The organism is Burkholderia sp. AU15512, from assembly GCF_002223325.1.
GTDB lineage: Bacteria > Pseudomonadota > Gammaproteobacteria > Burkholderiales > Burkholderiaceae > Burkholderia.
On sequence record NZ_NKEX01000006.1, the window covers coordinates 126,244 to 152,366 of the forward strand.

Sequence of the window (26,123 nt, forward strand, 5' to 3'; positions counted from 1 at the left end):
GATGCGCCGCCGCTGATCGGGCGCATCGTTTTCGTCAACGGATCAGCATGCATGTCGAGGGCACACTGATGACGCACGTTTTCTATCGTTCTCCGCGAACCAAGATGCCGATGGCCGCGTCCGGAGAGGGCATTTACGTCACCGACGACGCGGGCCGGCGCTATCTCGATTCCTGCAGCGGCGTGGCGGTGACCAATCTCGGTTACAACCATCCGCGCGTGATCACGGCCTTGCAGCAGCAGGCGGCCAAACTCGCCTACGTATATGGCGGCGTGTTCCGAAACGAAGCGGCCGAGGAACTGGCGACCTTTCTGATCGAACGCTCGCCGGGTCTGGACAAGGCGTACTTCCTCTGCAGCGGTTCCGAGATCGTCGAGATCGCGCTCAAGACGGCGCTCCAGTACTTCGTGGAGCGTAATCAGCCCAGCAAGCGGCTGGTGATATCGCGACGGCAGAATTACCACGGCAGCACGCTCGGCGTGCTGAGCATCTCGGGCAACATTCAGCGGCGCGACATCTTCGATTCGATTCTCGCGAGCGGCAACTTCGTCTCGTCGTGCTACGCGTATCGGAATCAACGCGCGGGCGAGACGGAGGCGGACTACGCGCAGCGCCTGGCGGACGAACTGGAAGCGAAGATCCTCGAACTGGGCCCGGACAACGTCGCCGCGTTCATCGCGGAAACCGTGGTGGGGTCGACTTCGGGGGCCGTGCCGCCGGTGAAAGGCTACTTTCAGCGTATCCGCAAGGTGTGCGACAAGTATGACGTCTTGCTGATACTCGACGAAGTGATGTGCGGCATGGGTCGAACGGGTTCCCTGTTCGCCTGTAGCCAGGATGACGTGAGGCCCGACATCCTGACGGTCGGGAAAGGCCTGGCCGCCGGCTATCAGCCGATTTCCGCGATGCTGGTCCGTCAGCCCATCTACGACGCGATCGAAGCGGGTTCGGGCGCGCTGAGAAACGGACAGACGTTCGCGTTTCATGCGACCGCCTGCGCCACCGCGCTGGAGGTGCAGCGCGTCATCGAGGAAGAGAACCTGCTGGAGGCGGTCAGGACGCGCGGCGCCCAACTGCGGCAGGCGCTGCACGACACCCTCTCCGATCATCCCAACATCGGCGACATTCGCGGACGCGGGCTGTTCGTCGGCGTGGAGCTGGTGCAGGATCGCGCGACCAAGGCGCCGCTCCCGTTCGATCCGAACCGCAGCCTCAAATTGCGCGCCGCCGCGCTGGAGTCGGGGCTGCTGTGCTACCCGCTGGGCGGAACGATCGACGGCAAGCTTGGCGAGCACGTCCTGTTCGCTCCGCCATTCGTGATTTCGGAAGACGAAGTCCAGCAGGTCGTGTCGATGTTCGCCCGGGTCCTCGCGCGTGAGCTGGGCTGATGCCGGATAGGGCGGCCGGTCCGGCGGCGTTCACGAACGTGGGCCGCGCCGTTTGACGGGGCGCGCGGCGAAACGCGCGCTTCGTCACGATCGCTCGAATCGGTGCGAGCACCGTGACGATCGGTTAGTCATCCTTTGTAAATGGTGATCTGGCTGATTCGCCAGGACCTTCGATATCGAGAATGGACATGAACCTTGATCGACGAGCGCTGGACGGCTGGGCGTTGGAACAGGCGGATTTCGAACGCTTGCCGAAACACGCGGGCTACCTTTTCCGTCATGGAGACGCCTGGTACGTCTGTCATCCGCGATGCGGGCAACCGGTTGATCGGGATGCATTCCTGCGGGTCATCGATCTGCTCAGACGCGCTGACCCCGACGAATTGTCGGAACTCGCGCACCGCGCCGAGGATGCTGCCGCGCGACGCCGGGAAGACGGCCTGTCCGCCGGCGCGATACGGTTGGACGAGGCGGCCGCGGTCGCGGTTTCTCACGCTTGACCTTGGAAAGAGGGGAATCAGATTGTTCTCAGCAGCCGACAATCCGGAATGGGGCGCGGTGATCGATGACGTCTGGGCGATCTCGAACGTGCTCTATTTCGATACGGAAAACCGCGCGCTGCAGCGCGCGGACATCGAGATCTGCGACAACGAAATCGTCGCAATCACGCCGCCGACCACGTCGTCGGTGCCGACGCGAATGAATGGGCACGGGCTCGTATGCACGCCCGGCCTCGTCAACGGCTGCCTCGTCGATGGCGACGGCACGTCCGAGGCGGCAAGCGGCGTCGAACGCGCGGCGCGGTTGGGCGACGCGTTGCGTCAGGCGGTCATGCGCGGCGTGACGACGGTGGGCGTGTTCAGTCGCCGGGCGGAGGCGGACATCGCGCTGATCACGAAGGCCGGCGTGCGCGCGAGCCTCTATCGCGAATACATGGACATCTGGCTGGGACCGGAGCCGCGCGCGGTCGAACACGACGTGGCGGCGTGTCTGCGCGATTACGACAAGCTGATGCGACGGTTCGACGGCGCGCTGCTGGCGATCCAGCCGGCCGTCGGGTCTCAGCTCGCTGCATCGACGCAGTTGCTCACGGGTTTGCACGAGGCCGCGAAGAAGCGCAACGGGCGATTCGTGATTCGCGTGGACGGCGGCGCGCCGTGGGCCGAATCGTTCCGGGACGCCTATGGCTGTTCGGGGCTGGCGTTGTTGCGGAGCCTGGACGTGGTGGACGCGCACACGCTGATCGTGCCGACGGCGCAGATGTCGCCGCTCGAGCGGAGCCATCTGCGCAAGTGCCACACCAACGTCGTTCACGACATCCAGGAACTCGACGGGCGGCCGGGACGACGCGGCGAGATCGCGCGGACGGATATCACCGGTCGGCCGCGCGCGTCGCTGCACTGGGGCGCGGGGCCGCTGCCGGGGCCGGGCGATCTGGCGCCCGCGCGTGACGACGACCGCGCGGGCGACGTCATCGACGTGCTGACCTGGAAAGGCGCGCAGGCGTTGCAGTTTCCGGAGACCGGGCGCGTGGCCGTGGGCCTGCGAGCGGATCTGCTGCTGTACGACCTGCGTCTGCTCCCAGGGCAGGCGTCGATGCGTCTCGCGTGCGCGGATGTGCTCGACATGCTCGTGCGTCATGCACCGCAAGGTGTGCTGGTCGACGGCCGATGGGTGGTGCGGGCCCCCGCGCTGCTGACGCGGGGGCCCGGCCGACGCTATGCGGATCCGCTCGCCTTCGGCCGGATCGGGGCCGAGCCCGCGAGGGCGTTCGACGCTCTGTCGGCGGTGGGCGACGCGTCCGGCGCGGGCGAGTTGTCCGACCTGGATCGCGAGCACGCGTCTCGGGATGTGGCGCTATGAGCGATCCGACGGCAGGCGCGCCGCGGTCCGTGGGGCGCGGGCGGGTCCGAATGGCCGACCAGCGCGGCGGATCGCCCGGAATTGCTGACTAATCGGTTCAGGGTGTTTGGAGCGCGAGCCTGTTTTTCGTCGGGGCCGCCGGCGATACGCTACTTCCAGCGGCATGCTCCGCCGTGCAGTCCTGTCGGCGGCGCGTCGCGCCCTTAATCGATCCAGCTCGAGTTCTGCCCACGTCGCCGTTGATTCCATGCTGGTGTGCCGCCTGCTGTCGGTGGCGCACGCGACGTCCACCGGGAATATGCGAATGACTTCTACCACTCATGCCTACCGGAACATGCTCGCCCTGGCGGCCATATGCCTGGCCGGCGTCATGTTCCACCTGGAAATCTCCAGTGTCCCGATCATCCTGCCGACGCTCGAGGTCAAGCTCGGTGCGGATTTCGCCGATCTGCAATGGATCATGAACGCGTACACCATCGCGTGCACCACCGTCCTGATGGCCGTCGGGACGCTGGCGGACCGGTACGGCCGACGGCGCATCTTCGTCCTGAGCCTCATTATCTTCGGCGTGGCGTCGTTGATCTGCGGGCTCGCCGAAAACACCTACACGCTGATCGCGAGCCGCTTCCTGCAGGGAATCGGCGGGGGCGCGATGATGATCTGCCAGATCGCGAATCTGTCCCATCAGTTCCAGGAGGGCAAGGAGCGGAGTCAGGCCTTCGCGATGTGGGGCTTCGTATTCGGCGTGGGACTCGGCCTGGGACCGCTGATCGGGGGCGTCATCGTCACCTTGCTGAACTGGCGCTGGATCTTCCTGGTCCATGTGCCGCTCGTCGCGTTGACCCTGGTCCTGACCTACGTCGGCATCGACGAATCCCGCAATCCCCAGGCAGGCAAGCTGGATCTAGGCGGGATGGCCACGTTGTCCGCCGCCGTGTTCGGCCTGACCTACCTGATCACGCAGCGGCCCGGCCTGGGGGCGGCCGGCATGAGCGGCATCGCGGCCGTGGTGATCCTGTTCATCGCGTTCATCGTGATCGAGAACCGTTCGGCGCATCCCATGTTCATGTTCTCGGTGTTCCGCATCCGGAACGTATCGGGCGCGCTGATGGGCTCCATCGCGATGAACTTCAGCTTCTGGCCGTTCAACATCTATCTGCCCATCTACTTCCGGACCGTGCTGGGGTACGACGCGGTGAATGCGGGGATGCTGCAGCTCGCCTACACGCTGCCCACGCTGTTGATTCCGCCCCTGGCGGAGCGCCTTTCGCTGCGTTACCAGGCGAGGGTGATCATTCCGGCGGGGCTGATGACGATCGGTGTGGGCTTCTTCCTGATGCTGATCGGCAATACGACGCTGCAGGCCGGTTGGGCGGCGATGGTGCCCGGCTGCATCATCGCCGGCATCGGGCTCGGTCTCACCAACACCCCGGTCACGAACGCGGTGACGGGATCGGTGCCGGCGGCACGGGCGGGCATGGCGTCGGGAATCGACATGAGCGCGCGGCTCATTACCTTCGCGGTCAACATTTCGCTGATGGGATTCATTTTGCTCGAGGGGATCTGGGCCTATCTCAGGCATGCGTTGCCGGCGTCGTTCGACGATGCGCAGCTGCTCGCCATGGCGGGGAAGGTGGCGGCGGGCAGCGGCGACGAATTGCGGCGTGCGTTTCCGGCGCTGATGTCGGCCGACGCGTCCGGCGCCATCACGCACGCCGCGCTGGTGCACGGGTTCAGCATCGTGATGCTGTATGGAGGCGTGGGCGCCGCGGTTCTCGCGGTCATCAGCCGCCTGATCTTCGGCGGCAAGCTGCAGGGAGTTCCGCAACCCGACATGTTGACCGCGGCCAAGAACTGACGGGGCAACGCGTCCGGCGGGAGGCGCTCCGCCGGTTCCGCGAGACGTCGTAGCCGAATACGCGCGGCACGATCGATCATCCGGTGGTATTCCATCGGGAAACCGATGACCCGGGGAATCGTCGGATGACGTGCCGTCCAGGGATGAGGTCATGTGACTGATGCAATAACTTTCTATTCGAACGTCATGAATACTCCGCACTCTGTCATTCAAAAGGCGAAGCTCGCCGTGATCACGGGCGGCGCATCGGGAATCGGTCTGGCGATCGCCGCAAAACTGTCCCGCAGGGGCATGAATCTGGTTTTATTCGACAAGAACAAGGCCGCGCTGGCGGCGGCGACCGAGAAGCTGAAAAGCGAATCGAGCGAATCGGTCATTCAAGTTCTACAGGGCGATGTCACGGCATACGAGTCGAGATTCGAGTTGCTCAAGCTCGTGCGCGCGTCGGGGCCGATATCGCTGCTGGTCAACAATGCCGCCATCCTGCATCGGGCGGGGCCGTGGGGGAACGACCAGGCCTGGCACAACGTCATGGACGTCAACTTCTGGTCGGTCCTGGAGATGCAGCGTCTTTTCGTCTCCGTGATGCTCGAACAGGCGGAGAAGTCGGCGATCGTCAACGTGGGATCGAAGGAGGGCATCACGACGCCGCCCGGGAATGCGGCTTATGCCGTTTCGAAGGCCGCCGTGCGTGTTCTGACGGAGCAGTTGGCGCACGAATTGCGCGAATGCGTCGGAGAGAAGATTTCGGCGCATCTGCTGATTCCCGGCTTCACGTTCACGCCGATGAATTTCCCGGGCATGACGCCCGACACGCCGAAGCCGCAAGGCGCCTGGGAGGCGGATCAGGTGGCCGACCGGATGATCGAGGGCATGGAGAGCGGGGATTTCTACATCTTTTGCCCCGACAACGAGGTGACGTGGGAACTCGACCAGCGCCGCCTGCAATGGTCGATCGACGACATGATCAAGAATCGCCCGGCGTTGTCGCGATGGCATAACGCCTATGCCGAGCAATTCAGGAAATACATCAGCAGGATCGGATTGGATGGCGTCGGCAGTTGACGGCGTACCCGATGGCTGGCGTTGCGTGCTCGGGCTCGCGTTGCGCGGATCGGAAGCAGGTCATTCCGTTGTTTGTTCGGTTGGATGAAATGCCGGGGATTCGATGCGTGAGTCCGGCAGTCTTTCCTTGCTTGTTGGACGAAAAACACCTTACCTCACAGGAGTTTTGCTATGTCTGAAAGTATGTTCGCCATGAAACGGCCACCGATCGTGCGTCATTACGAAGTGTCCAACTCGCCGAAGATTCGGAAGTGGATGGAGGAGATGTCGGCAGAGAACGTCGTGCAGACGATCTCTGCGCTGGAGTCGTTCCCCAACCGGTTCTTCAACACGTCGCATGGCGTGGCCTCGTCCAACTGGCTGGCGGATCACTGGCGCAACATGGCGCGGCATCGTCCGGACGTGGTGGTCGAGCAATACACGCATCCGTGGCCGCAGTCGTCCGTGATCCTCACGATTCCCGGTTCGGAGCCGGAGCGCGGCACCGTGATTCTCGGCGCTCATCTCGATTCAACGGTCGGCAATCTGAAGGAGATGGAAAGCGATACGGTGGCGCCCGGCGCAGACGACGACGCTTCCGGCATCGCGAGCTTGACGGAAGCGCTGCGGGTGATGCTGGACAACGACTACAGGCCGGTGCTGACCATCAAGTTCATGGCGTATTCGGCGAATGAACTCGGCCTGTTGGGCTCCGCCATCATCGCGAAGGATTTCAAGGTGCGCGAGGTGAAGGTGGCGGGCGTGCTGCAACTGGATGTGACGAATTACGTCGGCGACGAGCACAACTTCTGCCTGGTCTACGACTTCACGGACGAAAAGCAGAATCTGTTTATCGAGCGCTTGATTCGAACCTACTTCCCGGATCAGGAAATTCTGGTCGCGGAGAGCGGATTCGCTTCCTCGGATCATGCCTCGTGGCATGGCCAAGGATACCCGGCGTCATTTCCGTTCAACCCGGCCTTGGAGGATAGCCCGTATATCCATACCGTGAACGATACGCTGTCGAATTCCGATCCGACCGGAAATCATGCATTGAAACTCGGCCGGCTGGCGCTCGTATATGCCGTTGAAATGGGCAATGGCAGCGCGATCATGACGGCATGACAAGAGGTATCGCAGGTGCTTTGCTTGGTTGCGGGCTGGTTCGTTGACGAGCCACCCGCAACATTTTTTCTCGGTGCATGCGGCGTCGAGGCGAGCGCCTCGACATGCCGGTTCGACTGTGGTCGCGTATCGCGGCGACTCGGCGCCGTGCGCTCGAATCAGCGGTTTCCGCCTCGCACGCGGGATCGGACGTGGTTCCTCTCAAATCCCATGATTCGACGTCCGGACGCCTCGATGTGAAGGCGCGGGGACATGCATCGATTTCGATTCGGAATCGATTGCGCCGATGCGTCGATTCATTCAAGCATCCGAATGATGTCGCGATGTCGTATATCCGATATACGCTCGACGTATGGCGCTGAATTCCTTCTTGCCCGGATGCAATGCCCATTCATGGCAGCAGAACGGGGGAACGCTTCGTGGTATTTCACGATAAGATTCTGCGCTGAACCTATCATGATGAAAGGCGCGCTTACGTTAGCGTTGCGAAACGGGTCTTTGTCGTATTCTCCATTTCCAAGTGTCGTCGCTACGCTCAGGGAGTCGGCCGGTCTTCACGCGTCGTATCCGTGATTGAGCCACTCATCCGCTGCTGTCCGTTCATCACGTGGTGCGCGCGTTCGGCCCGTCGGTCGAGGTGGGCCGCGCGGCCACGCGCATGGCCGATGGGATCCGCTCGCGGGATGGCATCATGCTCATCGCTCGTTTGATTGACTCTTGCCAATGAACAATCTGAATTGGGTGCAGTCCTTCGTACAGGTTGCCGAGACGCGAAGCTTCGTCGCGACCGCGCGGCTTCAGGGCGTGTCCGCCTCCGCCGTGAGCAAGAGCGTCGCGCGTCTCGAGGAACACCTGAACGTACGGCTGTTTCATCGCAGCACCCGTAGTATCAGCCTCACGGCGGAAGGCACGCTCTTTCTTCAGCGATGCCGGCGCATTCTCGACGAACTGACGGCCGCCGAAATCGAGTTGCAGCAGTCGGTCGAGGCGCCCCGAGGCCGCTTGCGGGTCAGCCTGCCGCTGATCAGCATGCTCTCGCCGCAGTTGATCGCGGCGTTTCTGCGGCGTTATCCCGAAGTCGAACTCGAGATCGATTACTCGGATCGTCTGGTCGACGTCATCGAGGAAGGTTTCGATGCGGTGCTGCGCACCGGCTATCCCGACGACTCGCGCCTGATCTCGCGCAAGCTTGGGACGTGTCGTCGCGTGATCGTCGCCGCGCCGGCTTACCTCGACCAGCACGGCACGCCCGAGCATCCCCATGACCTCAAGGATCACAAGCTGCTGCTGTACCGGTATCCGAGCAACGGAAAGATTCAGCAATGGCCGCTCGCGGACGACGTGCCGACGGATGCGTCGAGATTCCCGGTCACCATGGTGTCGAACTCCAGCACGACGCTGCTCGCGATGGCGAGCGAGGGCCTCGGCATCGCCTGCCTGCTCGATTACGAGGTCAAGGAAAAACTGGCGAGCGGTGCGTTGCGCGCGATTCTCGATTGGGATGCCGCGTCGTCGGTCGAATATCGGGTTCTCTGGCCCAGCGGTCAGCAGCCCGCGCCCAAGGTCCGTGCCTTCGTCGATTTCCTGGCGGAGCACGTTTTCCCATCGCGATAGGTGCGTGCCGTGCGAGGCCGGCGCGCGTCCTTCTCGATGATTCCCGCCCGCGATGTAAAAGGGATGCGCAGTGCAATCCGCCCATGGGGGATGACATGCGTATCGGCGTACCGAAAGAGATCAAGAGTCACGAGTCCCGGATCTGAATGACGCCCGTCGCGGTGCGTGAAGCGACCGCCCGTGGACATCAGGTCGTGATTGAAACCGGGGCCGGCCAGGGGATCGGCGCGAACGACGATGCTTTTCTCGCCGCCGGTGCGCGGATCGCCGCGAATGGCGCGGACGTATTCAGTCACGCGGACCTGATCGTCAAGGCCAAGGCGCCGCAGGACAGCGAACGCGCCCACAACCGCTCGCATCACATCGTGTTCTGCTACCTGCATCTGGCTCTCGGGAACCTACAGCGTGCAGGACGGGCCGAGGTATTTCAACGGCCCGTTAGCGCTCCGCTCATCTTGACGGAAATCGGTCGCTAGTTCGCCACATCGAGGGGGGAATCAAACCTATTAGCGCGTGCTCGAATTTCCTGTCAATTCAGCGGCTTTTGCTCTTCTTGAATGGCAAAATGATGCGAGCAATCATGGCAATGTCTTTTGTAAGCCATTGATTTTATTGGCGTATGTCGCTCAACTTTACCGACAAACGATAGCGCGCCGGCAAGGCGTGCGTCACGCGTTCGTGTCGACCCAGAGGCGGCCCCAGCGGGACGCGTAGGCCAGCGCGTGTTCTTCCTCGAAGAAGAAATCGATTGCGTCGAACGACACGGCGCGCGGCGACGGGCCGCCGCTCGCTTTCTCGATCGTCAGGTTGGCGGCGAACAGCCCGTTCGGCAACCGGGCGGCAGCGGGGGCGACTTCGTAGCCCTTGTAGCGGATCGTACGGTTCATGGCGTGCGCGGAGAAAGTTCGGAGGTTCAGCGTACGAAAACCCGCTCGCGGCGTGAACCAATCTTTCGGCCAATGCAAATCACGCGGCGGGCCGAATTCTTATCGGTGCGGGGAAAGGGCGGCAGGGAGAGGCGTCGACATGCGCGGCGTGTGGCCGCTCGTCCGAATGCGCGCCGCCCGCGCCGGCGAATGGAATCGGCCGGGCGCGGGCGGTGGAAGGCGGGAGAATTACTGGTTGGCGATCTTCAGCACGGGTGCGAGCGCATCGACCGATGCCGCGTGCGAGGCCGCGCGATGCGAGGCGAACGCGAGCGCGAACTCGGCCGCCTGCGTGCCGACCGTCTCGAGCTGCGCGACGACCTTCGGATCCGAGCAACTGTCGGCGCTGTCGAAGCGCGTTTCGAGCGTGTTCACTGTGGCGCCGAACGGTGTCGGCCAGCCGCGCAGCGCGTGCACGATCGACCGCAGCGACGTCAGCACGGTGCCGGCCGCCTGCCAGCCGTAGGCGGTGACGATCAGGCCGACCGCACGGCCGTCGAGATACGGCCGATCGTCCGCGCGCAGTTCCTCGAGCGTGTCGAGTGCGTTCTTCACGAGGCCGGAGACGCCGCCGTGATAGCCGGGCGTCGCGATGATGATCGCGTCGGCCTGGCGCACGGCGTCGATCAGTTCGCGCTGCGCGTCGGTCAGCGTTTTGTGTTCGGGCGCGTAGTGCGGCAGCGTATGCAGGAACGGGCCGTCGAACAGCCGCGTGCGTGCGCCGGCCGCTTGCGCGCCGCGCAACGCGAACGACAGTGCGCGTTCGGTCGACGACGCTGCCCGGGTGGTACCGCCAATGCCGACGACGAACGGGCGGCGGTGTTGATCGAATGCAGTCAAGGGGCGCTCCTTGGGGATGGCTTGCCCGGCTAAGCACAGGCTTAAAACCAGATGGTAACGACCCCGCCGCCACTCTGAAAACGACTTTTCGTTCTATCGATATGCCGCGCGACAGGGGCAATCGTGTGCGCGGCCGCCCAGATCGATAGCAGAAATGCTTGGTTGGGACGGCGGGCCGCGGTCGATAAGATGGGCCCGTCTCCTCCATGATGTCTCTACTGACATGGGTTGGCCCCGCCGCGCGGATGCAGGCGGGGCTTTTTTTCGTCCCGGTCAGGAAAAAGGGGCGCGATGCGTCGGGACATTGCCGGTCGCCCGTTACCAATTACTCGAACACCGGCCGGAAGAAGCTACGCTCGTAGCTGACGATGCAGCGTGTTTCCTCCGCGTAGCGGAACGCGGCCTGGCAGACCGGATCGTCCATCGAGCGTTCGCGGTAACGCTCGTATTCGGCGAGGTTCGGGAACGAGAACATCGCGAGCGCAATGTTGTTCGCCCCTTCGGACGGCAGGAAGTAGCCGTGATGCGTGCCGCCGAACTTTTCGACGAGCGGAATCCACATCCTGCCGTAGGTTTCGAACTGGTCGAGCTTGTACGGATCGATGACGTAGCGAAGGTAGCAGGTGATCATGAGCGCGCTCGGTGAGGGAAGGAACCCGCGAGTCTGGAAGGTGCCGTCGCATGTGTCAACGGCACGCGCCAACGCGTGATCTGGTCACGGGATGCATTGCTTGCGCAAACAACGATCGGCGTTCCGTCATGCGTTCGCACCGACGCACGCAGAGCCACGGCGCGCACCGTCGCAACCCTCGCTCCCGCATGCATTTCCCCAAACTTTTACGACATTTTTTCTTGCGAGGGCAGCTGGCGCGCTCATAGACTTCGGGCATCCCAACCACGGAGCAAGGCAATGTCGATACCCTGGAACGCGATCGCCGAACACACCCCTACCGCGCCGCCTTCCGTGTGCGCCGATCGGGTGATCGTGCGGCGTTTCGATCCGGCCTTCGACAGTTATGCCCAACTCACGCCGATGCTGCATCGCGCGTTCGCGCGGCTCGGCGCGATGGGACTCAACTGCACGTGCGTCGACCAGAGCGAGGACGTCACGCGCCGCCGCGCGGAAGCGGGCGAGTGCTACGTCGCCGTGTGCGGCGGGCGCGTGATCGGCACGGCCACGCTGTATGCGACCGATCCGTCGTCGGCGTGCTCGCTGTACCGGCGCGAAGGCGTCGCGAGCGTGCGGCAGGTGGCGGTGGACCCCGATTGCCAGAGCCGCGGGATCGGCGCGTTGCTGCTCGCGTTCGCCGAACAGTGGGCCGCGCTGCGCGGCTATGCGCTGCTCGCGCTCGATACGCCGCATCCCGCTTCGCACCTGCTTGCGTTCTACGGCGCGCAGGGTTTCGACGTCGTCGACGTGATGCGCTTCGACGGCAAGCGCTACGACAGCGCGATCCTCTGCAAGCGGCCCGTCGCGCAGGTGGCGCGCCGCGTGTCGCCGGCGTCGCGCATGGCCGCGCGCGTGGCGGCCGTGCGGCGTCTTGCGTATGCGTTGCCGTCGCGCGTGGTCGCCGTGGCCCGGCGTGGCCAGCACGTGCGCCGTGGCGCAGGCTGGGCGGCACGACGCGCGGCCGGTGCCGCGAGTTGCCGCTCGACGCCGTGGCGTCCGCGTCAGCATGGGCGCTATACGTTCGGCTGACCGTCGCGCGCCGGTTCGTTTTCCTGCTTTGCCGCGTAAGCGTCGGATGAGCGGAGTGTGGCGCTCCCGCTCGTGTACGGCCCTTGAGACACCCCCGCCGCGCCGCGGCGAAACGGACGTTTACGCGCTTTTTATACCCTGACGCGATCCTTTGCCGCGATCTTCACGCGAACCTTCATAAGATGGTTGCATGGAAACGGAAGCCGCACGCGAGATCGCGCGCAGGCAGCCGGCTCGCGTGACCGATGCCGGGTGCTGCTGCGCGAGGCGTGCCGGCAAAAGGAAACCGCCATGTCTCTCGCACCCGTGACAGGCCCGCGCCCCACGCAGCCGGGCCATGCGCGCACGGCCGCGCGCTCGATGTTCGATCCCGCACTCGTGCGTCCGGCTATCGCGGATTCGTTCCGGAAACTCACGCCGCGCACGCAGTTCCGCAACCCGGTGATGTTCTGCGTGTACGTCGGCAGCATCCTGACGACGATCCTGTGGATCGCCGCGCTGTTCGGCCAGGCCGAAGCCCCCGCGGGCTTCATCGTCGCGATCGCGCTGTGGCTGTGGTTCACCGTACTGTTCGCGAACTTTGCCGAGGCGCTCGCGGAAGGGCGTTCGAAGGCACAGGCCGCGTCGCTGCGTAGTGCGAAGCACAACGTGGTCGCGAAAAAGCTCGCGGCGCCGCGCGCGAAGGCGGTCGTCGAAGTGATGGCGTCGACCGACCTGCGCAAGGGCGACGTCGTGCTCGTCGAAACCGGCGACACGATCCCGGCCGACGGCGACGTGATCGAAGGCGTCGCGTCGGTCGACGAATCGGCGATTACTGGCGAATCCGCGCCGGTGATCCGCGAGGCGGGCGGCGACTTCTCGTCGGTGACGGGCGGCACGCGCGTGCTGTCCGACTGGATCGTCGTGCGCGTGGCCGTCAATCCGGGCGAGGCGTTCCTCGACCGGATGATCGCGATGGTCGAGGGCGCGAAGCGCAAGAAGACGCCGAACGAGATCGCGCTGACGATCCTGCTCGTCGCGTTGACGATCGTGATGCTGCTCGCCACCGCCACGTTGCTGCCGTTCTCGACGTTCGCGGTCGAAGCGATGAAGGCCGGCCACGTGGTGACGATCACTGCCCTGGTGGCGCTGCTCGTGTGCCTGATCCCGACGACGATCGGCGGCCTGTTGTCCGCGATCGGCGTGGCCGGGATGAGCCGGATGATGCAGGCGAACGTGATCGCGACGTCGGGCCGCGCGGTGGAAGCCGCTGGCGACGTCGATGTGCTGCTGCTCGACAAGACCGGCACGATCACGCTCGGCAACCGCCAGGCGTCGGCGTTCGTACCCGCGCCGTTCGTGACCGAGGAAGCGCTGGCCGATGCCGCGCAACTGTCGTCGCTCGCCGACGAAACGCCGGAAGGCCGCAGCATCGTCGTGCTCGCGAAACAGCGCTTCAACTTGCGCGAGCGCGACATGCAGGCGCTGCATCCGGTGTTCCTGTCGTTCAGCGCACAGACGCGGATGAGCGGTGTCGACCTGTTCCCCACGGGGACGTCCTCCGGGGCGCCGGGGCGCGAGATCCGCAAAGGCGCGGCGGACGCGATCAAGCATTACGTCGAGTCCCACGGCGGTCATGTCACGCGCGAAGTCGACGCGGTCGTGACCGACATCGCGCGTCGCGGCAGCACGCCGCTTGCGGTGGCGGAGCGCGTCGACGGCCTTGTCCGCGTGCTCGGCGTGATCGAGCTGAAGGACATCGTGAAGGGCGGCATCAAGGAGCGCTTCGCGGAACTGCGCAAGATGGGCATCAAGACCGTGATGGTGACGGGCGACAACCGGCTGACGGCCGCGGCGATCGCGGCGGAAGCGGGCGTCGACGACTTCCTCGCGGAAGCGACGCCGGAAACCAAGCTCGCGACGATCCGCGAGCATCAGGCGGCGGGCCGTCTGGTTGCAATGACGGGCGACGGTACCAACGACGCGCCGGCGCTCGCGCAGGCCGACGTCGCCGTGGCGATGAACACCGGCACGCAGGCGGCGAAGGAAGCAGGCAACATGGTCGACCTCGACTCGAACCCGACGAAGCTGATCGAGATCGTCGAGATCGGCAAGCAGATGCTGATGACGCGCGGATCGCTGACGACGTTCTCGATCGCGAACGACGTCGCGAAGTATTTCGCGATCATCCCGGCCGCGTTCGCGACAACGTATCCGCAACTGCGCGTGTTCGACGTGATGCATCTCGCGTCGCCCGCGTCGGCGATCCTGTCGGCGGTGATCTTCAACGCGCTGATCATCGTCGCGCTGATCCCGCTCGCACTGAAGGGCGTGCGCTATCGCCCGCTCGGCGCCGCGCCGCTGCTGCGCCGGAACCTGCTGCTGTATGGGCTCGGTGGCGTACTGTTGCCGTTCCCGTTCATCAAGCTGATCGACATGGTGCTGGTGGCATGCGGATGGGCCTGAGCATGGGCGCGCATCACGCACCGGACGAAGGCGCTGCCGGATGAGCGAACCGGGCATCGTCATCGTGATCGTCGACGAAGACAGGCTCATCCGGCGTTTCGTCCGTGTCGCGCTGAAGGCCGAACACATGCATGTCTTCGAGGCCGCGACCGGTGCGGCGGGCGTGGCGGCCGTCGGCGTGCGACGTCCCGACCTGATCGTCGCGGACACGAACCTGCGCGACCTTGGCGGCACCGACCTGATCCGTGCACTGCGCGCGTGCTCGGCCGCGCCGCTGATCGTGCTGTCGGCGCTGAGCGCGGAACGCGACAAGGTGGCCGCGCTCGATGCGGGGGCGGACGATTACGTGACCAAGCCGTTCGGTGCCGCCGAGCTGATCGCGCGGATGCGTGCGCACCTGCGGCGGCAAGCGGGCGGCGGGCGCATCGATGCGGTATGCGTGCGCTTCGGCGACGTGACCGTCGATCTCGGCGATCGCCAGGTGCTGCGCGGCGGGGCGCGCGTGCATCTGAGCCCGATCGAATTCCGGCTGCTGGCCGCGCTCGCGCATCACGCGGGCCGGCTGCTGACGCACGACCGCCTGCTGAGCGAGGTGTGGGGCGCGGCGCACGGCAAGGATGCGCACGACCTGCGTGTGTATGTCGGCCATCTGCGGCGCAAGCTGGAATGCGACTCGCGGCGGCCCGCGTACATCGTCACGGAGACGGGCGCCGGCTACCGGCTCGACGGCGCGCGGTAGCGCCGCGCTCAGGGGTTCGCGGCCGTCCGCAGCGCGTCGCTCGCCGCGCCGTTCGAACGACGCAACTGCGCATCGAATTGCTGCACGCGCAGCGCGACTCGCTGCGCATAGCGCTTCGTGCCGCCGTTGTAGCGCACGAGCGCGGTTTCGACGTCGCCGTCCGCATCGTCGAGATAGCCGCGGAGGATCGCGGCGCCGATCCGCACGTTGGTGGCCGGATCGGAGAGATCCTTCACATGCGCGACGAGATCGCGATGGGCGGTGGGCATCACCTGCATCAACCCGCGCGCGCCGGCGACACTGACTGCGTGGCGATCGAAACCCGACTCGACCGCGATGATCGCGAGCAGCAGCGCCGGTGCAAGCCCGTAGCGATCCGATTCGGTCTGCACCGCGCGCGCGATCGTGCGCGCGTCGGCGTATGCGAGGTGAAAGCGGTTGCGCAGCGCGGTGACGATCGTGTCGAGGGTCGGGGGAAGCGAGGGTTCGGGCGTGCTGGCGGCGGTGATCGGCGCTGCGGGCGTGTCGTCGGCATGCGCGGGCCATGCGATCGACAGCGGCAGCACGATCGGGAAGAGCAGCAAAAGCCGCTTCAGCCGCAGGGCCGGGCGCACGCGTGTGCGCGGCACCGGCCGGTCATACGATGGATAGGTTTCCTGCATGTCGTCGCATCGTGGTTCCGATGCGACGACTGTACGCAGTTATGCATTGCGACCGTCGAAAGAAACCGGCGCGCGAGATAAACGGCGCGTAAAGACGGGTGAACGGGTGGTGTGCATGGCTGCGCGGCGTCAACCGTCGTGGCCGCGCGTATCGCCGCCGCCTTTCGCGAGGCGCCACGCAATCGTGCCGAGCACGCCGACCGCGACGACCAGCGCGCCCCACAGCACGTAGCGGCGCGGGGCATCCGTATCGGCGGCCGGCGCCGGCGCCACCGCCGACACAGGCAGCGCCGCGCCGACCCGCGCGGGCCGCACTTCGGGCGCCATGCCCACCAGCAGTGCGTCGCGGCTCACGGCCGACGACACGAGCGACGCGTCGCCGACGCCGAGCGTAAACGGCGGCGTGCCGCGCGCGACGAACGTCAGCGCCGCCGGATGCCAGCCGATCGCGACGGCCGGCTGGCCGCCGCCGAATCCGCCATTGCGCATGTCGACGACGATCCGCCACGCGCGATCCGTATTCGCCGCGAATTCGAGCGGCGGATTGCGCTGCTCGCCGGCCTTGCCCTGCAGCCGGAACAGCACGGCGCCCGCGACGTCGCGCCACGGCGCCTGCGGGTCGGCGCGGCTCTGCAGCGTCGCGCGCGCGACGGTGTTCGGCTGCGGCAGGTCGATGCGCACGCGGTCGACCGGATACGCGCCGTCGGTGTCGAACAGGTATTCGCCGGGGGCACCGCCGGCCCGCACGCGCACCGCGTCGCGCCATTGGCGCGGCACGGACGCGGTGTCGGTCTCGCGCGTGTCGCGCGGGTGCGTTTCGACGTCGATCGACGCGATCGCGGGTGCGCCGTCGAGCCAGTCGAGCCGCAGGTAGCGCGGCGCCGCGCCTTCGAGTGCGATGCGTTCCTGCACCAGCATCGCGTCGCCGTGGCCCACCTTCAGCAGTTGCGTGCTGCCGAGCGACCGCCAGCTGCGCAGGTCGTCGCTGGCTTCGATGGCGACACGCCCCTGGTAGCTGTCGTCGCTCACGTGCACGAGCAGCGCGTCGATCTCGCCGTCCGCATGCGACAGGTCGACGAGATCCGCGCCGTGCTTCGCGCGCACCGGTGCGGCGACGCCCGCGCGCAGCGCGCCGTCCGGGCCGACCGTCACGCCGAGCGGCGGGTTGCCCTTGTCGGCGCGGGCGGGCGGCAGCGCAAACCAGTGCACGGGCGTGCGCTTCGGCGGGACGGCGGGCGCGGCAGCCGCGGGGGCGTCGAGCGAATACGGCACCGGCTCGCCTGCGCCGTTGAAGATGCGCACGTCGCCGAGATCGTTGCGCCGGCTCGCCGCATAGACCGGCTGCGGCACGGTGAGCTGGTAATACGCGGCGGCGCCGTCGAGGTCGAGCGAGAAGCGCTGCGCGACGCGCCCGTCGGCCGCCGCGAACGACGCGAGCAGGCTCAGTCCGAGCAGGGCGGCGAGTCGTTTCATGCGTGGTCGTCCTGTTGCGCGGCGGCCTTCGGCGGCAGCGGCGAGAAATACCCGATCAACAGCAGCAGCACGCCGATGCCGATGAACGACACGATGCGCTCGATGCCGGACACGTGCGACAGGTCGAACAGGAACAGCTTGACGACCGTGAGCGCGAGCAGCGCGGCGCCGACGAACCACAGCGGACGCAGCCCGCGGCGCGTGGCCCAGATCGTGATCGCGAGCGCGCAGAGCGTCCAGTACACGGACACCGACGCCTGCACCAGTGTCGATTCCGCCATCGCGCCGAGTTCGTACGGCACGCCGGCCCAGTGATGCAACGTGCGCAGCAGGATCGCGTTCAGCCACAGGAACGCGGTCGCGCCGGCCGCGCTCAGCAGCTCGACGCGATACTTGCCGAACGACCAGCCGAGCTTGCGTGCGCGCACGAACCACGATGCGGCGAGCGCATAGACCACCGCGAGCACGAGGTCGAGCGGGTTGAAGAGCGGTACGCGTGCCCAGCTTCCGCCGTCCTGCGTGAAGTTCGCGTAGAAGGTCCATACCCACATCACGACGATCAGCGGCAGCGACGCGAGCGCGCACATGCGGGCGATGCCGTCGCGACGCGTCAGCCACATCCCGGCGAACGCGAACAGGCTCCAGCCGACCATGAACACCTGCTGGATGCCGAACGACGACAGCACGGTGTCGATGTCGTAGGCCAGGTGGAAGCGCTGATGCAGCGTGCGCAGCATCAGTGCGTTGAACCACAGGAACACGGTCGCGATGGCCGCGTAGTCGACGACGCGTGGATGCCACGCGATGCCGAGCGTCCGCAGGCGGCGCAGCCACACGGCGAACGCGACGAACACGAGGAACTGCGCGATGTCGAGCGGGTTGAGCAGCGGCAGCCAGAAGAGCGGCGCCGCGTTGCCGTCGCTGATCACGCTGGCGATGCTCCACAACCACAGCAACGCCGCGAGCGGCGCCGCGCCCCACACCTGGTACGCGCGCGGAAACGCCGCGACGGGCCAGCGCAGCCGCGAGCCGGGGCCGGACACCAGCAGGAGCAGCGCACCGAAGCCATAGGCCCACGCGCTCCAGCTCCACGCGCCTTCGGGCACGTACGCACGCAGGCGCCAGAAGCCTTCGAGCGACAGCAGCCCGCATACGGTCCAGAACATCAGCGTATGCAGCGGCGCGATGATGCCTGCGGAGAGGGATAGCGCGATGCCGTGGGCCGAGCCTGGTGCGGCATCGACGCCTGCCGTGCCGCGCGACTGACGCCACAGCAGCGCAAGGCCTGCGCCGACGGCGATGGGCCACGCGAATGCGCCCATCCCCGACAGCGGCGCTTCGTGCGCATCGAACGCACGCAGCGCGAGCAGCGCCAGCACCGGCGTCAGCGCGAGCGCCGGCCATTCGGCGAGCGGCCACGCCAGCCGGCGGCGCGCGACGTGCGCGAGCCACGCGGTGCCGGCCGCGAACAGTGCGGTCGTATCGACGACGAAGCGGTCGGCATGCAGGTCGACGTGACGGCTCGCGTAGACGAGGATCTCGTGCAGGCCGCCGCTCACCCACCACAGCAGCCCCCATGCGGCGGCCGCGGCGCCGATCTCGGGCATCCACGCATGCCACGCGCGCGCTTCGCTGCGCCCGTGCAGCCACCAGCCGGTGAACAGGCCGGCGAGCGCGATCAGCAGCATCGCGATGTAGGGGCTGTTGAGCACCGGCAGCGCGGTGGCGTCGGCCGGCCCGAGCAGGCTCGTGAAGAACGCGCCGGCCGCGGCAACCTGCATCAGCAGCCCGAAACCGAAGCGCAGCATGCGCTTCTCGCGCACGCCGAGCCAGACGACGGCCGCGCCTTCGATCGCCCACGCGGCGCTGGTCGTCGGACCGGAGAACGCGAGCGGCACGGCCAGCGTCGCGAAGATCACCGCGAGCGCGAGCGTGGATTCGAACAGCAGCGCGAGGCGGTCGCGGCGTCGCGCGAGCCACGCGGTGACCACGACGTAGAACGCCGACAGCGCGACGGCGCTCCACGCGAGCCCGAACGGCATGTCCTTCACGAGCGACGCCTGCAGCGCGGTCGCGACGATCGGCGTGCCGAACACGAGCGTGCCGTCCACGTAGTGCCGCAGCGTGAGCTCGCGCTTCACCGCATACAGCAGCGCGATGCCGACGTACATCAGGAAGAACAGGACGAGGAACGGCTCGGTGCTCGCGAACAGTGCGGGGCGGTAGGCCGTCACGCCCCATGCCGAGCCGATCGTGAACGTGAAGACGAAGCCGAGCAGGTTCAGCGGACGCCAGGCCTTGAACCAGGCGATCGCGAAGATGCCCGCGTTCAGCAGCGCGTAGTAGCTGAACAGCGCGACATGGTTGCCCTGGCCGGTCGACAGCAGCACCGGCGCGAGAAAGCCGCCCGCGGTGCCCATGAACGCGAGCGGCAGCGCGTTCTGCCGTACCGCGAGGAACGCGCTCAGTGCGCACACGGCCACCATCAGCGGGAATGCGGCGCCGACGGGCAGCAACGCGTAAAGCTTGGTCGCGGCGAAGATCGTCAGGTACAGGATGCCGACGCCGCCGCCCTGCAGCACGAGCCCGTACGCCGCTCGGCGCGCGCGCACGCGCCAGCCGATCGCGAGCAGCGCGGCCGCGGCCAGCGCGGTGCCGGCGAGGCGGAATTCGATCGGCAGCATGTTGTTGTCGGCCGCGTACTTGAGCAGGAACGCGACGCCGAAGAACAGCACGATGATCCCGACGCGCACGACCGTGTTGCCGCCGAGCAGCCAGTCGCGCGCGGCGCGGAATGCGCGCTCGACGAAGTCGGGTTCGCGCGGTTTGGGCGGCGCGGGGGGCGCCGACGGTGCGGGCGCCGGGGCGGCAGGGGTTGCGCTCGCGCGGATCGCGGCGGCCGGTGTCGGTGCCGGCGTGGCGGCGCGAACGGGGCTGGGAGCCGGTGCCGAGGCGGATGCCGGTGCGTCCGCGCGTGCGGCGGCCGGCTGGGCAGGCGCGCGCGGTGGCAGGGCTGCCGAGGCAGAGGCGGAGGCGGCTCCGGCGGGCGTGTACGCGGTCGCGTCAGTCGCGGCCGAGCCGGCCTTCGCGCCGGCCAGCTGGCCGCGCAACGACGCGACTTCGCGCGTCAGCGTCTCGACGGTCGCCTCGAGGCGCGCGACGCGCTCGGCCAGGGGAACCGGCGGCTGGGCGGGCGGTGCCTGCATCGCGAACGCATCGGGGGCCGTGCCTTTGTTCTTGCGCTTGCGCTGTTGCAGCGTGTTGTCGAGGCAGAACCCGATCGCGGCGCCGAGCACTGCGCCGGTGATGGCGGAGACATCCCCGATCAATGCGGCAATCCCGCCCACGATGAAGCCGATTGCGGTAAAAGCCCAGTTCATCTCGCCTTGCTCCCTCTCTCGTATCGTTATCGGCCTGCGATCGGATGTTCGCCGATCGAGGCGGTATCGGCATGGCCGGCAGGCGAACCGGCATGCGCTGCTGACCACGGTGGCCGCGTGGCGGCCTGCGTCGCGATCAGCCTGTTGGCGGGGAATGTATCACAGCGGCTGTCGGGGATTTTCCGGGTTGGCGCGGTATCGCGGCGTGCACCGTCCGGTGTCGCCGCGCGGCTTTTTGCACGGTCATGCTTTTTATTGGTGGAGGCGAGGCGCTTTCGTCTGAGCAGATCGGCGCGTGATCGGACGTGAAATTGTCGTAAAGCGACGCGTGTCCGATGCGAATTGGCGCAACGCGCGACGCGATCCGCGCCGCGCTGCTGCGCACAAGTCCGACGCGCGATGCCCGCCGTTGCTGGCCGTGCGCGTATTGCGCCGCCGCAATCGGGGGCCGCCGCGTGCCGCGGCCCGCCCGGCGGGGCTGGCAGCCGTGTCGTATTTGCGCAAGCGTTTGTCGTAATTCGTCGGCAGGTCGGGGTTTTTTCTGGCAACTATGTAGGCACGCTAAGACAAGCGCGAGTCCCCGCTACACGAGGAGAAGGTTTCGATGGATGCCCCCAAGGTCGTGGTCGAAGGTCTGTGCAAGGTATTTGGAAGCAACCCGCAGCAGGCGCTCGACATGCTCGCCGCCGGCGCGACGAAGGACGAGGTGCTCAAGCGCACCGGCCAGGTCGTCGGCGTGCACAACGTCTCCTTCGATGTGCAGGAAGGCGAAATTTTCGTGCTGATGGGCCTGTCCGGTTCCGGCAAGTCCACGCTGATCCGCCTCGTGAACCGGCTGGTCGATCCCAGCGCCGGCAAGGTGATGATCGACGGGCTCGACGTCGCGTCGGCGCGCCGCTCGGCGCTGACCGCGCTGCGCCGCAAGGACATGAGCATGGTGTTCCAGTCGTTCGCGCTGATGCCGCATCGCTCCGTGGTGTCGAACGCCGCGTTCGGCCTGGAAGTCGCGGGCGTCGGCAAGAAGGAGCGCGAGCGCCGCGCGATGGAAGTGCTCGAGCAGGTCGGCCTCGCCCCGTTCTCGCACAAGCTGCCGTCCGAGCTGTCGGGCGGCATGCAGCAGCGCGTCGGCCTTGCACGCGCGCTGGCCGTGAACCCGTCGCTGATGATCATGGACGAGGCGTTCTCCGCGCTCGATCCGCTCAAGCGCCGGGAAATGCAGGATGTGCTGCTGCAACTGCAGAAGGAACAACGCCGCACGATCATGTTCGTGTCGCACGATCTGGAAGAAGCGCTGCGCATCGGCAACCGTATCGCGATCATGGAAGGTGGCCGGCTCGTGCAGGTCGGCACGCCGCAGGACATCATCGCGAACCCGGCCGACGATTACGTGCGCGCGTTCTTCGACGGCATCGACACCAGCCGCTACCTGACCGCCGGCGACCTGATGCAGACGGGCGCCGTGCCGATCGTGTCGAAGTGCGATGCCGCGAACGTCGCGGCGACGCTGAACGGCAGTGCCGACTATGCGTTCGTGCTCGATGCGCAACGCAAGATCCGCGGCTTCGTCACGCGCGAAGCGATCGGCCAGGCGACGCCGTCCGTGAGCCCGATCGAATCCATCCGGCGCGACGCGTCGCTCGAACATGTCGTCGCGCGTGTGGTCGCGAGCCCGAATGCGCTGCCGGTCGTCGACGACGACGGCTGCTACTGCGGCTCGGTCGATCGTGCGCTCATCCTGAAGGCCATCACGCGTTCGCGAGGTTCCCATGTCTGAAATGATTCCGCTCGGTACCTGGGTCGACCAGTCCGTTCACTACCTGCTCGACCACGACGCCAAGACGTTCGACGCGATCGGCCAGGCGATCGAGGGGCTCGCGGCATTCGTCGAGCACGGCCTGCAGGCGATCCCGATGTGGCTGATGATGGCCATCTTCATCGGCGTCGGGCTGTGGCGGGTGGGCTGGCGCTTCGCGCTGTTCACGACGCTGTCGCTGCTGCTGATCTTCGCGACGGGCTTCTGGGACCAGACGGTCATCACGCTCGGCCTCACGCTGTCGTCGACGATCATCAGCCTCGTGCTCGGCATCCCGCTCGGCATCTGGGCCGCGAAGAGCAAGTGGGTTGCCGCGATCGTGCGCCCGATCCTCGACCTGATGCAGACGATGCCCGCGTTCGTCTACCTGATTCCGGCCGCGATGCTGTTCGGTCTCGGCCGCGTGCCGGGGATCCTGTCGACGGTGATCTTCGCGATGCCGCCGGCGGTGCGCCTGACGAGCCTCGGCATCCGCCACGTGAACCGCGAGATCGTCGAAGCCGGCCAGGCCTTCGGCTGCACGCCGTGGCAGCTGCTGTACAAGGTGCAGTTCCCGAATGCGCTGCCGTCGATCATGCAGGGCGTGAACCAGACGATCATGATGGCGCTGTCGATGGTGATCATCGCGTCGATGGTGGGTGCGGGCGGCCTGGGCAACGACGTGCTCGCCAGTATCCAGCGCCTCGACATCGGCCTCGGTTTCGAAAGCGGTCTGTCGGTCGTGCTGCTCGCGATCATTCTCGACCGCATCACCGAAAGCTTCGGCCGTGCGCCGGGCACCGTGAAGGCGCCGCTGTTCTCGGGTCTCAAGCAGCTGTTTCGCGTGAAGGCCTCGCCCGCGCAGGCCTGACCTCCGGCGGCCGGCACCCCCGGCCGCTCACCCTGAATGAATAACGGCTTCCGCGGTTTCGGCCGCGGGGCTGGCCCCCTGCAACCTCCTCGCCAGGAGACCGATGTGACGTCCGCCGTCGCTGTCGCGCCCGCAGCCTGCGTTTCACCGGTTTCATCGCTCGCCCATTTCGGCTTCCTGACGCTGCCGAACTTTTCGATGATCGCGTTCTCGAGCGCCGTCGAAGTGCTTCGGATGGCGAACTACGTCGGGCGTGCCGATCACTACCAGTGGTCGATCTATTCGCTCGACGGCAGTCCGGTTCACGCCAGCAACGGCATTGCGGTACGGCCCACGCAGGCGCTCGACTACACGAACCTGCCCGACGTGATGATCGTATGCGGCGGCATCCGCATCCGCGACGTGGTCGACGAAGGCGCGCGCGATACGCTCGCGGCGCTCGCCGAACGTGGCCTGCCGCTCGGCGGCATCTGCACGGGCGCGTATGCGCTGATGTCGAGCGGGCTGCTCGACGGCTATCGCTGCACCGTGCACTGGGAGAACCTGTCCGCGCTGCATGCCGAGTTTCCGCAAGTGGGTTTCGCCGACGAACTGTTCGTCGTCGATCGCGACCGGCTGACCTGCACCGGCGGCACCGCACCGCTCGACCTGATGCTGAATCTCGTCGGGATGCGCTTCGGCCAGCAACTGGCCGCGCAGGTATCCGAGCAGTTCATCCTGGAGCGCATCCGCAGCTCGACCGACACGCAGCCGATTCCGGTCGATGCGCGCGTCGGCTTCTCGCGCGCGGAGCTGATCGAGGTCGTGCGGCTGATGGAGGCGAACATCGAGGAGCCGCTGTCGCTCGAGGAACTCGCACGGCTCGTGCGGCTGTCGCAGCGGCACCTGCAGCGCATGTTCAAGGTGTACCTGAACGTGTCGCCGACCCACTATTACCTGACGCTGCGCCTGAAGCGCGCGCGCGACCTGCTGCGCACGACCGACGCGTCGATCGCACGCGTGACGACGGTCTGCGGCTTTCATTCGCCCTGCCATTTCAGCAAGGCCTATCGTGCGCAGTTCGGCCACGCGCCGAGCTACGAGCGCCGGTTGCCGGGGCGCTGACCGACCCAATGGTCCGCGACGCTGCCGGGATCGCGGCGCGCGGCTTCAATAAACGATCCCGCATTCAAGCAAACGACATCACTTTGAGGAGAAGCAAGATGAAGCGCCTATTGATCGCAGCGGTGTGCGGGATCGGGATAACCGCGCCGATGTCGGCCGTGTATGCGGCCGATCCGCCCGTGTGCAAGAACGTGCGCTTCGCGGACGTCGGCTGGTCCGACATCGCGGCGACCACGGGCCTCGCATCGACGATGCTGCAGGGGCTCGGCTACAGCCCGACGAAGACGATCGCCTCGGTGCCGATCACGTTCGCCGGCATCAAGAGCAAGCAGATCGACGTGTTCCTCGGCTACTGGTCGCCGACGATGGACCCGATCATCCAGCCGTTCACGAAGGCCGGCCAGATCAAGGTGCTGTCGACGCCGAACCTGACCGGTGCGAAATACACGCTCGCGGTGCCCGACTACGTGTACCAGGGCGGCCTGAAGTCGTTCGCGGATATTCAAAAGTACGCGGACAAGCTGAACGGCAAGATCTACGGGATCGAACCGGGCAACGACGGCAACCTGCTGATCAAGAAGATGATCGACGGCAACCAGTTCGGCCTCGGCAAGTTCAAGATGGTCGAGTCGAGCGAGGCCGGGATGCTGGTCGAGGTGAATCGCGCGATCCGCGACAAGCAGTGGATCGTGTTCCTCGGCTGGGAGCCGCATCCGATGAACGTGCAGATGAAGATCGACTACCTGACCGGCGGCGACGACGTGTTCGGCCCGAACTACGGCGAAGCGAAGGTGCTGACGGCGACGCCGCCCGACTACGCGCAGCGCTGCCCGAACGTCGCGAAGTTCGTGTCGAACCTGCAGTTCACGACGTCGATCGAGAACCACGTGATGATGCCGATCATGAACAAGGAAGACCCGAACAAGGCGGCAGCCGAGTGGCTGAAGGCGAACCCGCAGGCGCTCGACAAGTGGCTCGCCGGCGTGACGACGCTCGACGGCAAGCCGGGCCTGCCGGCGGTGAAGGCTTATCTCGGCGTGCATTGAGCGAGGTGCGCGGGGCTTAGCGGTCCTGACCGGAGGCCCGGCGTGCGGTCGAGCCGGCGGAAGCAGGGTATACATCCTGCTGCCGCCGGCTTTTTGCATTCGGCTTCATGCGCGGCCCGACCGTGAGCGGTCGATGCGCTAGACTGCCCGATTCCGATCGAGGAGGCGGTCATGATACGCAGTGCGCTTGAGGTATCCGGATGGCGACAGGTGACCGGCAGGCGGCCGAGGCCGAACGGCGGGTCGGCTTGTCG

General features: G+C 66.4%; 20 protein-coding genes and 1 pseudogene. 15 read left to right on the top strand and 6 right to left on the bottom strand.

Features of this window, described 5'->3' with window-relative positions:
- The first annotated feature begins 68 nt into the window (after positions 1 to 68).
- The 8 genes from CFB43_RS19885 (at position 69) to CFB43_RS19920 (ending at position 9,368) form a co-directional block, all read left to right on the top strand.
- The gene (locus CFB43_RS19885) at positions 69 to 1,388 is read left to right on the top strand and encodes an aspartate aminotransferase family protein (RefSeq protein ID WP_089498078.1); all 1,320 of its coding nucleotides are present in this window, start codon (positions 69 to 71) and stop codon (positions 1,386 to 1,388) included.
- A 182-nt stretch (positions 1,389 to 1,570) separates the two neighbouring features.
- Positions 1,571 to 1,888 carry a hypothetical protein gene (locus CFB43_RS38445; protein WP_179254871.1) on the top strand — a complete coding sequence of 106 codons (318 nt, stop codon included), beginning with the start codon at positions 1,571 to 1,573 and terminating at the stop codon, positions 1,886 to 1,888.
- The gene (locus tag CFB43_RS19895) at positions 1,800 to 3,251 is read left to right on the top strand and encodes an amidohydrolase family protein (RefSeq protein ID WP_179254872.1); all 1,452 of its coding nucleotides are present in this window, start codon (positions 1,800 to 1,802) and stop codon (positions 3,249 to 3,251) included. Before CFB43_RS38445 ends, CFB43_RS19895 begins: the two co-directional genes overlap by 89 nt.
- Positions 3,252 to 3,498: 247 nt before the next feature.
- Positions 3,499 to 5,109 carry an MFS transporter gene (locus CFB43_RS19900; RefSeq protein WP_144023078.1) on the top strand — a complete coding sequence of 537 codons (1,611 nt, stop codon included), beginning with the start codon at positions 3,499 to 3,501 and terminating at the stop codon, positions 5,107 to 5,109.
- 186 nt (positions 5,110 to 5,295) lie between these two features.
- Positions 5,296 to 6,174 (top strand): SDR family NAD(P)-dependent oxidoreductase, encoded by an 879-nt coding sequence (locus CFB43_RS19905; RefSeq protein WP_089496257.1) that lies wholly within the window; start codon positions 5,296 to 5,298, stop codon positions 6,172 to 6,174.
- Positions 6,175 to 6,345: 171 nt separating this feature from the next.
- The gene (locus CFB43_RS19910) at positions 6,346 to 7,278 is read left to right on the top strand and encodes a M28 family peptidase (RefSeq protein ID WP_089496258.1); all 933 of its coding nucleotides are present in this window, start codon (positions 6,346 to 6,348) and stop codon (positions 7,276 to 7,278) included.
- Positions 7,279 to 8,001: 723 nt separating this feature from the next.
- On the top strand, positions 8,002 to 8,892 hold the full coding sequence (locus tag CFB43_RS19915; RefSeq protein WP_089496259.1) for a LysR family transcriptional regulator: 891 nt from the start codon (positions 8,002 to 8,004) through the stop codon (positions 8,890 to 8,892).
- A gap of 146 nt (positions 8,893 to 9,038) precedes the next feature.
- Positions 9,039 to 9,368, top strand: a complete 330-nt coding sequence (locus CFB43_RS19920; RefSeq protein WP_256990065.1) for a hypothetical protein — start codon at positions 9,039 to 9,041, stop codon at positions 9,366 to 9,368.
- Between the two features lie 192 nt (positions 9,369 to 9,560).
- Here the strand turns inward: CFB43_RS19920 and CFB43_RS19925 are convergent, their stop codons facing one another.
- The 3 genes from CFB43_RS19925 to CFB43_RS19935 all read right to left on the bottom strand — a co-directional run bounded on the left by CFB43_RS19925 (position 9,561) and on the right by CFB43_RS19935 (position 11,289).
- Entirely contained in the window at positions 9,561 to 9,779 is a 219-nt protein-coding gene (locus tag CFB43_RS19925) for a hypothetical protein (protein ID WP_011354057.1), read from the bottom strand.
- A 228-nt stretch (positions 9,780 to 10,007) separates the two neighbouring features.
- On the bottom strand, positions 10,008 to 10,658 hold the full coding sequence (locus tag CFB43_RS19930) for an NADPH-dependent FMN reductase (protein WP_027790596.1): 651 nt from the start codon (positions 10,656 to 10,658) through the stop codon (positions 10,008 to 10,010).
- Positions 10,659 to 10,983: 325 nt separating this feature from the next.
- Positions 10,984 to 11,289 carry an NIPSNAP family protein gene (locus CFB43_RS19935; protein WP_089496260.1) on the bottom strand — a complete coding sequence of 102 codons (306 nt, stop codon included), beginning with the start codon at positions 11,287 to 11,289 and terminating at the stop codon, positions 10,984 to 10,986.
- Between the two features lie 279 nt (positions 11,290 to 11,568).
- On the opposite strand from CFB43_RS19935, the gene CFB43_RS19940 reads away from it, so the two are divergent.
- From CFB43_RS19940 to CFB43_RS19950, 3 genes are all read left to right on the top strand, one after another.
- Positions 11,569 to 12,357 carry a GNAT family N-acetyltransferase gene (locus tag CFB43_RS19940; RefSeq protein WP_089496261.1) on the top strand — a complete coding sequence of 263 codons (789 nt, stop codon included), beginning with the start codon at positions 11,569 to 11,571 and terminating at the stop codon, positions 12,355 to 12,357.
- A gap of 360 nt (positions 12,358 to 12,717) precedes the next feature.
- Entirely contained in the window at positions 12,718 to 14,802 is a 2,085-nt protein-coding gene (gene kdpB / locus CFB43_RS19945; RefSeq protein WP_089498080.1) for a potassium-transporting ATPase subunit KdpB, read from the top strand.
- Between the two features lie 40 nt (positions 14,803 to 14,842).
- Positions 14,843 to 15,541, top strand: coding sequence for a response regulator (locus CFB43_RS19950; RefSeq protein WP_089496262.1), 699 nt, complete (start codon positions 14,843 to 14,845; stop codon positions 15,539 to 15,541).
- A gap of 8 nt (positions 15,542 to 15,549) precedes the next feature.
- Here CFB43_RS19950 and CFB43_RS19955 read toward each other — a convergent pair whose 3' ends face one another.
- From CFB43_RS19955 to CFB43_RS19965, 3 genes are all read right to left on the bottom strand, one after another.
- Entirely contained in the window at positions 15,550 to 16,203 is a 654-nt protein-coding gene (locus CFB43_RS19955) for a lytic transglycosylase domain-containing protein (RefSeq protein ID WP_089496263.1), read from the bottom strand.
- A 129-nt stretch (positions 16,204 to 16,332) separates the two neighbouring features.
- Positions 16,333 to 17,676, bottom strand: coding sequence for a DUF3999 domain-containing protein (locus CFB43_RS19960; RefSeq protein ID WP_089496264.1), 1,344 nt, complete (start codon positions 17,674 to 17,676; stop codon positions 16,333 to 16,335).
- Positions 17,673 to 21,056 carry a DUF2339 domain-containing protein gene (locus tag CFB43_RS19965; protein WP_089496265.1) on the bottom strand — a complete coding sequence of 1,128 codons (3,384 nt, stop codon included), beginning with the start codon at positions 21,054 to 21,056 and terminating at the stop codon, positions 17,673 to 17,675. Before CFB43_RS19965 ends, CFB43_RS19960 begins: the two co-directional genes overlap by 4 nt.
- A 485-nt stretch (positions 21,057 to 21,541) precedes the next feature.
- On the opposite strand from CFB43_RS19965, the pseudogene CFB43_RS19975 reads away from it, so the two are divergent.
- The 4 genes and pseudogenes from CFB43_RS19975 to CFB43_RS19990 form a co-directional block, all read left to right on the top strand.
- A pseudogene (locus tag CFB43_RS19975) lies at positions 21,542 to 22,830 on the top strand (quaternary amine ABC transporter ATP-binding protein); the annotation flags it as partial.
- Entirely contained in the window at positions 22,823 to 23,719 is an 897-nt protein-coding gene (choW, locus tag CFB43_RS19980) for a choline ABC transporter permease subunit (RefSeq protein ID WP_060225978.1), read from the top strand. The pseudogene CFB43_RS19975 and the gene choW, both read left to right, overlap by 8 nt.
- Positions 23,720 to 23,824: 105 nt before the next feature.
- Positions 23,825 to 24,823 carry a GlxA family transcriptional regulator gene (locus tag CFB43_RS19985; RefSeq protein ID WP_011354068.1) on the top strand — a complete coding sequence of 333 codons (999 nt, stop codon included), beginning with the start codon at positions 23,825 to 23,827 and terminating at the stop codon, positions 24,821 to 24,823.
- Between the two features lie 98 nt (positions 24,824 to 24,921).
- Positions 24,922 to 25,869, top strand: coding sequence for a choline ABC transporter substrate-binding protein (locus CFB43_RS19990; protein ID WP_011354069.1), 948 nt, complete (start codon positions 24,922 to 24,924; stop codon positions 25,867 to 25,869).
- Positions 25,870 to 26,123 lie beyond the last annotated feature (254 nt).

Bases quoted from the DNA above. Each gene is read 5' to 3' on its own strand.
- kdpB (WP_089498080.1), top strand. From the start codon at position 12,718: ATGTTCGATCCCGCACTCGTGCGTCCGGCTATCGCGGATTCGTTCCGG.
- CFB43_RS19965 (WP_089496265.1), bottom strand. From the start codon at position 21,056: ATGAACTGGGCTTTTACCGCAATCGGCTTCATCGTGGGCGGGATTGCC.
- CFB43_RS19950 (WP_089496262.1), top strand. From the start codon at position 14,843: ATGAGCGAACCGGGCATCGTCATCGTGATCGTCGACGAAGACAGGCTC.
- CFB43_RS19900 (WP_144023078.1), top strand. From the start codon at position 3,499: ATGCTGGTGTGCCGCCTGCTGTCGGTGGCGCACGCGACGTCCACCGGG.
- choW (WP_060225978.1), top strand. From the start codon at position 22,823: ATGTCTGAAATGATTCCGCTCGGTACCTGGGTCGACCAGTCCGTTCAC.
- CFB43_RS19940 (WP_089496261.1), top strand. From the start codon at position 11,569: ATGTCGATACCCTGGAACGCGATCGCCGAACACACCCCTACCGCGCCG.
- CFB43_RS19990 (WP_011354069.1), top strand. From the start codon at position 24,922: ATGAAGCGCCTATTGATCGCAGCGGTGTGCGGGATCGGGATAACCGCG.
- CFB43_RS19905 (WP_089496257.1), top strand. From the start codon at position 5,296: ATGAATACTCCGCACTCTGTCATTCAAAAGGCGAAGCTCGCCGTGATC.
- CFB43_RS38445 (WP_179254871.1), top strand. From the start codon at position 1,571: ATGGACATGAACCTTGATCGACGAGCGCTGGACGGCTGGGCGTTGGAA.
- CFB43_RS19915 (WP_089496259.1), top strand. From the start codon at position 8,002: ATGAACAATCTGAATTGGGTGCAGTCCTTCGTACAGGTTGCCGAGACG.
- CFB43_RS19895 (WP_179254872.1), top strand. From the start codon at position 1,800: ATGCTGCCGCGCGACGCCGGGAAGACGGCCTGTCCGCCGGCGCGATAC.
- CFB43_RS19885 (WP_089498078.1), top strand. From the start codon at position 69: ATGACGCACGTTTTCTATCGTTCTCCGCGAACCAAGATGCCGATGGCC.
- CFB43_RS19910 (WP_089496258.1), top strand. From the start codon at position 6,346: ATGTCTGAAAGTATGTTCGCCATGAAACGGCCACCGATCGTGCGTCAT.
- CFB43_RS19955 (WP_089496263.1), bottom strand. From the start codon at position 16,203: ATGCAGGAAACCTATCCATCGTATGACCGGCCGGTGCCGCGCACACGC.
- CFB43_RS19920 (WP_256990065.1), top strand. From the start codon at position 9,039: ATGACGCCCGTCGCGGTGCGTGAAGCGACCGCCCGTGGACATCAGGTC.
- CFB43_RS19960 (WP_089496264.1), bottom strand. From the start codon at position 17,676: ATGAAACGACTCGCCGCCCTGCTCGGACTGAGCCTGCTCGCGTCGTTC.
- CFB43_RS19935 (WP_089496260.1), bottom strand. From the start codon at position 11,289: ATGATCACCTGCTACCTTCGCTACGTCATCGATCCGTACAAGCTCGAC.
- CFB43_RS19925 (WP_011354057.1), bottom strand. From the start codon at position 9,779: ATGAACCGTACGATCCGCTACAAGGGCTACGAAGTCGCCCCCGCTGCC.